Below are 5,612 nucleotides of genomic sequence, written 5' to 3'. Positions count from 1 at the left end.
TCTCGATTTTCCAGATCGTCACCGCAGCCTTTTCTCCTCTCTCCAGCCAGGTGCTGCGTGCGGTGCACGTCGGCTTCCTGCTGTGGGTGGTGTTTCTCAGTTATCCCGCACGCGGCACAGACCGTCCGTGGCAACCGCTGGCGTGGCTGCTGAGCCTGGCCGCCATCGCTACCGCGCTGTATCAATGGGTGTTCGAGGCCGATCTGATCCAGCGCTCCGGTGATCTGACGTCGGCCGATCTGGCTATCGGCATCGTGTTGATTGCTCTGGTATTCGAAGCCGCGCGACGGGTCATGGGCATCGCGCTGCCGGTGATTTGCGGGCTGTTCCTGGCGTACGGCCTGTTCGGGGAATACCTGCCCGGCGAACTGGCCCATCGCGGCTACGGTTTCGACCAGATCATCAATCAACTGTCGTTCGGCACCGAAGGGCTGTACGGCACGCCGACGTACGTATCGGCGACCTACATTTTCCTGTTCATCCTGTTCGGCGCATTCCTCGAGCAGGCCGGCATGATCAAATTGTTTACCGACTTCGCCATGGGCTTGTTCGGGCACAAGCTGGGAGGCCCGGCGAAAGTGGCCGTGGCCTCGTCGGCCTTGATGGGGACGATCACCGGCTCCGGGATTGCCAACGTCGTGACCACCGGGCAATTCACCATTCCGCTGATGAAGCGCTTTGGCTATCGCGCCGCGTTCGCCGGCGGCGTGGAAGCCACCTCCAGCATGGGCAGCCAGATCATGCCTCCGGTGATGGGCGCGGTCGCCTTCATCATGGCTGAAACCATCAATGTGCCCTTCGTCGAAATCGCCAAAGCGGCGCTGATTCCGGCCCTGCTGTATTTCGGTTCGGTATTCTGGATGGTCCATCTGGAAGCCAAGCGCTCCAACCTCAAGGGCCTGCCCAAAGACCAATGCCCCAGCGCATGGGGCGCGGTGAAAGCCCGCTGGTATTTGCTGATTCCTCTGCTGGTTCTGGTTTACCTGCTGTTTTCCGGGCGCACACCGCTGTTCTCGGGCATGGTCGGCCTGGCATTGACTGCCATCGTGATTCTTGGCTCGGCGATCATTTTCCGGGTGCACAGCTTTGGCCTGCGCTGTGCGTTCTGGATTGCCCTGGGCGTGCTCTGCACAGGTTTTTTCCAGCTCGGCATCGCGGTGATTTTCGCGGTCATTGCCGTCCTGGTGCTGGTCTGCGCTTTCATCAAGGGAGGTCGCGAAACGCTGCTGATCTGCCTGCACGCGCTGGTCGAGGGCGCCCGCCACGCGGTACCGGTGGGCATCGCCTGCGCACTGGTCGGCGTCATTATCGGCATCGTTTCGCTCACCGGCGTCGCTTCGACGTTTGCCGGCTACATCCTCGCCATCGGCCGCGACAACCTGCTGCTGTCGCTGATCCTGACGATGATCACCTGCCTGGTGCTGGGGATGGGCATTCCGACCATTCCCAACTACATCATCACCAGCTCGATCGCCGCGCCCGCCCTGCTGGAGCTGGGCGTGCCACTGATCGTGTCGCACATGTTCGTGTTCTACTTCGGCATCCTCGCCGACCTGACCCCGCCGGTCGCCCTCGCCTGTTTTGCCGCCGCGCCGATCGCCAAGGAAAGCGGCTTCAAGATCAGCCTGTGGGCCGTGCGCATTGCGCTGGCCGGTTTCGTCATCCCGTTCATGGCGGTCTACAACCCGGCGCTGATGCTGCAAGGCGACAACTTGTGGGCGACTGCCTACATGCTGATCAAGACTCTTCTGGCGGTTGGTCTCTGGGGCATGGCGTCGACCGGTTTTCTGCAACAGAAAATGCTGCTTTGGGAACGTTTGCTGAGTCTCGGTGCGGGCGCTCTGCTGATCGTGGCACTGCCGGTGACCGATGAATTCGGCTTCGCACTCGGGATTCTGGTCATCGTGCAACACGTCTGGCGCTCGCGGCGCGCCGCAGCGGCCAATGCATGATCGGTTTGTGCCTGGGTCTGGCCGGCAGTATCTGGGCACAATTGCCGGTAGCGAACTTCACCCTGGCATGGAACCACAGCATCGAAAAGATCCGCTGGGAGGAAGACTACCGCGTCACGGCCCAAGGTCTGGTTCTTGAGCAGGCCAGGGTTCGCGGCAACGGCGCTGGCATGGAGATACCCGACGATGCCCGGCTGGAGAACGGCAGTTGGCATTTCCGACGCCACTTGCCGCCGCTGCAACCATTGCAATTGGGCCGAACCCCGCAGGCCGGCGATTACCAGTTATGCATGGATGGCAAGTGCGAACTGGTCAGCCGATGGGTTGGGCCGGCCAGGATCAGCCAGCCGTTTTTGCAGCTGTGGGGTTGCGAAATGACTTCGCTATCGCCGTCGCATGAACGCCAAGCCGCTCATTTCTAATCAAGCGGTCATCTCCCGATTGATCGCAACCATCTGCTCGCGGGTGAATTCAGTGTCGGGGGCCATGAATCGGGCCATCAAGGCATCGCGGTTCAGCGGCGCGCGGGCCTTGTCCGCAGCTTCGAGCGCCTGCTTCAGTTCCGGCAAGGTCAGTTCGGTGCAGTAAGCCGGGGTCCCGGGTTGTTGACGCCATGACTCCTGAAGGCTGCCCGCAGCGAGCGCGGTGAATCCGGTTTCTTCGACCAGATCCTGCGCGACCGCCTCAGCACGCACATCATCGCCGGCGACTGGCAAGGCGATGCGAGTTGCGGATTCGGCAGGTTGACCTTGATCGGCCAGCGTAGCGGCGAGTACGGCATTCCACGCTTTGATCAGCGGGCGGCCGATCTGCTCGCTGACCCAGACGCTTTCAGGTTTGCCCTCGTCCACTTCCTTGATCGCCCCATCACGCTGCGGGTAGTAATTGGAAGTATCGATGACCACGACTTGCTCGGGAACCTGGCTCAGCGTCTGCTTCAAATCAGGGTATCGGGCGAAGGGAATCGACAGGATGATCACATCGACATCGGACACAGCCTGCTCTTTGGTGACAGCCTTGGCACCGACTTCTTCAGCGAGTGCCTGAATGCTTTGCGGGTCTTTCGAGTTGGCCAGTTTGATCTTATGACCGCACGCAGCCAGCTTGCGCGCCAGTGTTGCGCCGATGTGGCCGGCGCCGATAATTCCGATGTTCATTTCAAAACCCTCTCTGTTACGTGTGTTATCGCCCGGTTGAGCGCGCTTTTGGACTGGTGGGCTCAGTCAGCCGCCGGATGGGCAAGCGCATCCAGCGTCAGACGAAGCGCCTCAATCCCCTGCTCATCAAGCTGGCAGGCCGTCTTGATCTTGCCGGTGATGGCTCTGATGTCGTCTTCCATGGCCCGGCTTTCGGGCGTCAGGTCGATCAGCACGCGGCGCTCGTCTGCCGGATCGCGCTTGCGCGTGACCAATCCGGCGCCTTCCAGACGTTTGAGTAGCGGCGTGATGGTTCCCGCGTCCATGGCCAAGTAAGTGCCGAGTTCGCCCACAGACAATGGCGCGCCATCCAGAAGCTGCAGGATCACCAGATACTGCGGAAAGGTTAAGCCCAGCGGTTCCAGATACGGCTTGTGCAAACGCACGACACGGTTGGCAGCGGCGTAGAGTGCAAATGACAGCTGCGTTCCCACGTGATTTCGGTTCGAGCTCATTTCATAGTTCGCTATTGTATAGTGCACTATATGTTTCATGAGTACGAAAGGAGTGTCAACCCAGGCAGCCCGTGCGGTGTTGATCAGCACCTCTGTCAGCGATCCGGATCGCCAACAGAGGTGCTAATCGCCACGCTTGGTTTACTTGTGCGCCAGCAGCGCCTTGCGTGCAGCCTTGGCGTGTTTCATGGCGGCGATTTCCCGCTCGCACGCTTCGACATCGAAGGAGTTGTCCCATTTGGCGATGGCGATGGTGCCGATGCCGTTGCCGATCAGGTTGGTCACCGCTCGCGCCTCGTTGAGGAAGCGGTCGATGCCCAACAGCAACACCAGGCCCACCAGAGGTATCGAGTGAATGGTGGTGAGCGTGGCCGCCAAGGTCACGAACCCTGCTCCCGCCACACCGGCCGAGCCCTTGGAGGTCAGCAGGAACACGCCGAGCAGGATCATCTGATCCATGAAGGTCAGCGGCGTGTTGGTCGCCTGGGCGATGAAGATCGCCGCCATGGTCAGGTAAATGCAGGTGCCGTCCGCGTTGAAGGTGTAGCCCGTCGGCAGGACCATGCCGACCACGGATTTCTTGCAGCCGAGCTTTTCCAGTTTGACCATCATTCGCGGCAGCACCGCTTCGGTCGAACAGGTGCCCAGGGTGATCAGGATTTCATCTTTGAAATAACGCAGAAACTGCATCAGCGGCATGCCCGACCATCGCGCCACCGCGCCCAGTACCACGACGATGAAGATCAGCGTGGTGATGTACAGCGCGACCAGCAACTGCCCCAGCGACAGCAGAGTGCCGATACCGTATTTGCCGATGGTGAATGCCATGCCAGCCCCCGCGCCCAACGGCGCCAGACGCATGACCATCGCGACGATTTTGAACAGACCTTGCAGGAACAGATCGATGGTGTTGATCAGCGGTTTGCTGGTTTCGCCCATTTGCACCAAGGCGACGCCCATCAGCACCGACAACAGAATCACTTGCAGCATGACGCCATTGGAGAAAGCACCGAGGAAGGTATGCGGAATGATATTGAGGAAAAATTCGACGAGGCCGCCCTGCTCGCTCGCCGCTTGGCTGTATTTGTTGACAGCGCTGCCATCGAGGGTTCCGGCGTTGATGTTCATGCCGGCACCGGGCTTGACCACGTTGACTACGATCAGGCCGACCACCAGAGCGATGGTGGAAAGAATCTCGAAGTAGATCAGCGCTTTCACACCGATCCGTCCGACCTCCTTGATGCTGCCCATCTTGGCGATACCGACCACCACCGTGCCGAAAATGATCGGCGCCAGGAGCATCTTGATCAGCTTGATGAAACCGTCGGCAAACGGCTGCAGCTTGGCGCCGATGTCGGGCACGAAGTATCCGATGGCAGCGCCGATGACGATGCCGATCAGCACTTGCACATAGAGCTGGCTGTACCAGCGTGATTTTGAAGTTTCCACGGAAGCACCTCATTTTATTGTTGTGGTGGGCATGTGGCTTTGGCGTCGAGGATGACGCCTGAAGGTGCGGCCTCGGAAATCGAGGCCGCAGATGAAACCGAATCAGCCCTCGCCCAGTTCGCGCATGACGGCATACAGCGCAGATTTGGCTTCGAAGCCGACACCCGGGATATCCGGCAGCCCGACGTAGCCGTTTTCCACGCGAATGCCATCGGCAAACCCGCCGAATGGCTGGAACACGTCCGGGTACGATTCGTTGCCGCCCAAGTGCAGACCGGCGGCGATGTTCAGCGACATCTGGTGACCACCATGCGGCACCACGCGACGCGAAGACCAACCCAGCTCTTCCATCACTTTCAGGGTGCGCATGTACTCAACGAGCCCGTAGGACAGCGCGCAGTCGAATTGCAGGTAGTCACGGTCCGGGCGCATGCCGCCGTGGCGCAACAGGTTGCGGGCATCCTGGTGAGAGAACAGGTTTTCGCCGGTGGCCATCGGCAGTTCGTAGTGATTGGCCAACTCAGCCTGGAGCGCATAATCCAGCGGGTCGCCGACTTCTT

Annotated in this window: 6 protein-coding genes; 2 read left to right on the top strand and 4 right to left on the bottom strand. The window is 60.3% G+C overall.

All coding sequences use genetic code 11. The features are described from left to right. Positions 1 to 1,952 (top strand): TRAP transporter permease (locus OQK_RS22080; protein ID WP_016774317.1); only part of this gene is annotated, 1,952 nt, incomplete at its 5' end. Continuing rightward, positions 1,949 to 2,374 carry a DUF1850 domain-containing protein gene (locus tag OQK_RS22075; protein ID WP_016774316.1) on the top strand — a complete coding sequence of 142 codons (426 nt, stop codon included), beginning with the start codon at positions 1,949 to 1,951 and terminating at the stop codon, positions 2,372 to 2,374. The genes OQK_RS22080 and OQK_RS22075, both read left to right, overlap by 4 nt. Here OQK_RS22075 and OQK_RS22070 read toward each other — a convergent pair whose 3' ends face one another. The 4 genes from OQK_RS22070 to OQK_RS31610 all read right to left on the bottom strand — a co-directional run. Then, positions 2,375 to 3,109, bottom strand: coding sequence for an NADPH-dependent F420 reductase (locus tag OQK_RS22070; protein WP_016774315.1), 735 nt, complete (start codon positions 3,107 to 3,109; stop codon positions 2,375 to 2,377). Positions 3,110 to 3,171: 62 nt separating this feature from the next. Beyond that, positions 3,172 to 3,603, bottom strand: coding sequence for a MarR family winged helix-turn-helix transcriptional regulator (locus OQK_RS22065; protein WP_016774314.1), 432 nt, complete (start codon positions 3,601 to 3,603; stop codon positions 3,172 to 3,174). A 141-nt stretch (positions 3,604 to 3,744) separates the two neighbouring features. Continuing rightward, on the bottom strand, positions 3,745 to 5,052 hold the full coding sequence (dctA, locus tag OQK_RS22060) for a C4-dicarboxylate transporter DctA (RefSeq protein ID WP_016774313.1): 1,308 nt from the start codon (positions 5,050 to 5,052) through the stop codon (positions 3,745 to 3,747). Between the two features lie 102 nt (positions 5,053 to 5,154). Continuing rightward, a partial coding sequence (locus OQK_RS31610; RefSeq protein WP_274380897.1) for an enolase C-terminal domain-like protein occupies positions 5,155 to 5,612 on the bottom strand: 458 nt, incomplete at its 5' end.

The organism is Pseudomonas sp. R62, assembly GCF_000257605.1.
In the GTDB taxonomy this organism is placed as follows: domain Bacteria; phylum Pseudomonadota; class Gammaproteobacteria; order Pseudomonadales; family Pseudomonadaceae; genus Aquipseudomonas; species Aquipseudomonas atacamensis.
This window is presented reverse-complemented; position numbering and strand designations above follow the sequence as displayed.